Annotated in this window: 2 protein-coding genes; both read right to left on the bottom strand. The window is 33.5% G+C overall.

Annotation, left to right across the window (positions count from 1 at the left end; all coding sequences use genetic code 11):
• A partial coding sequence (locus tag AB8P06_RS20515; protein WP_369844497.1) for a hypothetical protein occupies positions 1–2,252 on the bottom strand: 2,252 nt, incomplete at its 3' end.
• A gap of 8 nt (positions 2,253–2,260) precedes the next feature.
• Complete coding sequence (locus AB8P06_RS20510) at positions 2,261–3,814, bottom strand: T9SS type A sorting domain-containing protein (protein ID WP_369844495.1); 1,554 nt, start codon at positions 3,812–3,814, stop codon at positions 2,261–2,263.
• Positions 3,815–4,059 lie beyond the last annotated feature (245 nt).

Below are 4,059 nucleotides of genomic sequence, written 5' to 3'. Positions count from 1 at the left end.
TTAGGATAATATCTATTTGACTCTGTAACCGAGCCTGTAAAATCTGTTGATGTTTCTTTGATTAAAAGGTTATTTCCTGATTCAAAAAACTTCTGTCCACTGGACTGTAAAGTATTCGAACTGTTTACACTAACCTGATTAGTGGTATTTATAGATTTGATCCATAAAATTTTTGATGGTTGATTAATATTATTCACTAAATTATTAAAAGGAATATATTCCATCGTATGGGTAATATTTGTGTTTTCTACAGGTGCATTATTAGAGTCATATTTTTCTATTTTTTTTACCAGACCCATTTTTTTTATCGTTCCGTTAAAATCAAATGAAAATGAGGAATCGGTGTTATTACCAAAAAGGGTGTATACCTCATCAGGCATCAGATAAGTATATCTGGTAGAGATATTTTTAATTGAATCAGTAACCTTTACATTCTGATAGATCACCATTTCCTGGTCACTCCTGAAATCTTGCCCATCTGCTGTAACCATTAAAGGTGGATTGATACCTGAGTCATAATAATCAGGGGAATCCAGATAAGTAGTTCCACTGCTTTTGGAAGGGTCTGAAAAAAGGTTATAATCAAAGCTTAACACCTGAGATGGTGCAGAGGTAAGGTTTTCAAATTTTTTAATTCTTTTTATTCTTCCACCCTTAGAGTATTTATAATTACGACTTAATTTTCTTACCCCATAGATTTTAGCAGTTCCATAAACTACTCCGTAAATCCTTAAATTTAATGGTAAATTTGAAGAGGCATTTTCTAAATTAAAAATTTTAATACCACATACAGTACCATCCACTTGATTTAAGTAATTTTTCTTCTGAATTGAATCTCCATTTTGTTTAAATAGTTTATAATCAAAATTAAAACTTGGATGCGGGTCACCTGTTTGATCATGAAACTCATATGTGGTTCCTATAACAAATTGTGAATAATTAGATGGATTATTGATCGTGAAGGGATAAATATTGGCAGTCTGTGTATCATAATTCACTTCAAAAAGCTTGTCTATTTCGAAATCTGAAAAATCCTGGCTTGTACTTTGTGCCTGATAGGGATCTATAGGTAATGTATTGGCTTCGTATTCATATTCAATTCTTCCGCCTGTAGGAAATGTAATGCTTTTAAGAAATCCATCATCATAAGTATAAGGATTGATATTGTTAATGTATTTGTGCTCATTTTCTATTGCACAGGGAAGGGCACCATTAAAAAATCCATACTTATCATAACTTCCAAAACCCCAATTTCTTGATATATATGAAAATAAATATTTCCCAATCTCATTATTATTTTTGTCTTTTTGAGTTACCTGATAAAGTTGCCTGTTTCCTATATATTCGAGATAATACTGATTGATGATCTGGTTACTTTTATTCTTGAGTACAACATTATTTAATATAAAATTATCTTTGTCTTGATCCTGATAATTCCAAGGCCCTTTACTATAACCAAAATTGATTGTTCCTACATTAGTGATATTGATTTTATTTACCCTATTTCTTACAATTTGCTTATCCCCATTGTTGATTGAAGCAGTACTGACATCAAATTCATAGGTTACAATGACATTATCTTTTTCATCTAAAATTTTTGTCAGATAAAATGAACTGGTATAAAGTTCTCTTTTTGCAGAAGGACCAGCGGCTTGATGACCTAATGGTACTGATTGCATATCAGGAAATTCATATTGATATGAAATGTTTTTTTTATCAAAAATATACTTATAGCCTTTTTCATCAACTATTTTAAATGAGGTAAAATAGTTACGGTCAGATTCTGTTTGTATAGAAATTTTATTTTTCGACGGATAGGATTCTAAAACCTCAATTCCCCCGGTGCTACTATCTTTGTATTTTATATAAAAACGCCCGCTTTTTCCTAAAAAACTATATTGATACACAATAGTCGAAGCATCACTTCTACCTACCTGAAAAAACCTTGTGATCACCCCGCCGCCATTGCTAAGGCTCCACCCGGGGCCTACTTCCCCAATCATACCATGAGAGGATACATTATCATTATTATAGGAAAGTCCTACATTTATTGCTAAATTGGCCTTATTGGTAGGTACGTTTAAAAATGGGACACTTACGTCTGTTTTTCCTTTGGAATAATCATTTTCATAATTTCTTAGAAAAGATTCTTTTTGGTATTGAAAAACTTCACTTTGTGCAGGTACCAAAATACTTCCTAAAAGAAATAAAACGAAAATAATTTGTTTTAAGTTTTTATTTGGATTTTTCATTTCTGTTATTATTTCTTTATGAGTTTAGCATTCGCTGTTTTATTCGTATCCATTTTCACAACCACAAGGTAAGCTCCCTGAATCAGTGCCTGTGTATTGATCCTGGTCACCATATTCTTTGTCTTTAGACTCTGAAGCTGTCTTCCCCCCATATCATAAACTATAATCTCAGCTTCTTTGAATTGGGAGCCTATCTCCACATAAGCATAATCAGTCACCGGATTCGGGTAAATCTTAATATCCTGCTTTTCGATTAACTGGTCTATCTGTTTATCTCTCAGCTTTACAATCTTCCAGTTCTCTTTTCCCAGTTCCTCGGCACTTGTGCCTGCCAGAATGATTGACCCATCTCTGTTTAGTTTAATATCCGAAAGTCTTTCCTCTCTTTTTCTGGATTCTCCTTTCACATGTTTTCTCCACTCTTCATTTCCATCCTGATTTAAATACAGCATCCAGAATGTTTCATCATCATTTTCTATTCTTCCTTCTGCCTGGGTATAACCTCCGAGCAGGATGCCTTTAGTTGATGGTTGAGAGTTGTCAGTTGAGAGGTTTTGAATCACACTCATTCCCATGAGTACATCTCTGTTTTTAAAATTGTAGGATTTCTGCCAGATTTCTTCCCCTCTTTCATTAAGTGAGATCAGCCATAAATCTGTTCCTTCTTCTATGCCTACACTTTTATTACCCGATTTTTCCGATCTTGATTCGCCGCCGATTAAATAGCCTGTGGATGTTAAAGCAAGAGTTCTTAAATGATCATCACCATTCCCTCCGAAATTCTTTTCCCATTCCACTTTTCCGTCTTTACTGAGCTTTACGATCCAGTAATCACCTTCTCCATAGTTTTCTGTTTTCTTTGATCCTGTAGCACTACTTCTGGAATACATTCCCAGTAAAGCACCGCCGTCTTTCGTAGGAATCATTTTTTCTAATTCATCCAGTCCTCTTCCTCCTAAAACAAGCTGTGAGATTTCTTTTCCGTTTTTATCCAGTCTTACAATCAAAACATCTTTTGATCCGTAGCCTTTTGATGAGTTCTGAACATTTCCAGCTACAAAAAATCCTAAATCCGTAGTCTGAATCACTGATCTTGCCTCTTCATCAGAAGAACCACCCAATGTTTTTTGCCATAATTCATCGCCAAACTCATTGATTCTTACAAGCCAAATGTCTGAGCCTCCTTTAGAATCATCTTTTTTATCCAGTCCTTTTCCGGAATAGGAAGTTCCAGCTAATAAACTGCCTCCCTCCTCAGTGGTAACAGTTGCAGATAAAAAATCATGGTTCTTTCCGGAAAAATATTTTTCCCAGACTTCTTCTCCTTGCTGATTAAGCTTAACCAAATGGAAATCGTAACCATTGTTTTGTTTATTGTCTGTAGAAAGTTTAGAAGCTTGAATACTACTTCCTGTAATTAGATACTGCTGATCTACGGTTGTGGTAACCTGACTCAGAAAATCCTGGGTAGAAGATTGAATGTCTTTTTGCCATGCCACTTCTTGAGCAGAAACGCTCAAGAATGTGTACATTGTAAGTACACTCATGTAGAATTTTTTCATCTATTTGCGCATTATAAGGTTAATAATCACTTTAGTTAGTGAAATTTTACAAATTTAACTATTTTTAATAGTTAAAAATTTTAATTAATGAAATTTAATTTAAGTTGTCATGTTTAAGAATTATATATTACAAAGATATTTGTACAAGGCGACAAAGCATGTCGTATTTGAACTTGCAACAATTTTTGAGACAAAATTTATATACTTCTTTATGCTACATTTTTAGATTGATTAGACATTAAATT

This window comes from Chryseobacterium tongliaonense (assembly GCF_041224435.1).
GTDB classification, from domain to species: domain Bacteria; phylum Bacteroidota; class Bacteroidia; order Flavobacteriales; family Weeksellaceae; genus Chryseobacterium; species Chryseobacterium tongliaoense.
Note: the sequence above shows the minus strand (reverse complement) of the source record. Positions and strands in the feature narration are given on the sequence as shown.

Excerpts from the sequence above, each read along its gene's own strand:
- AB8P06_RS20510 (WP_369844495.1), bottom strand. The coding sequence starts at position 3,814 with ATGAAAAAATTCTACATGAGTGTACTTACAATGTACACATTCTTGAGC.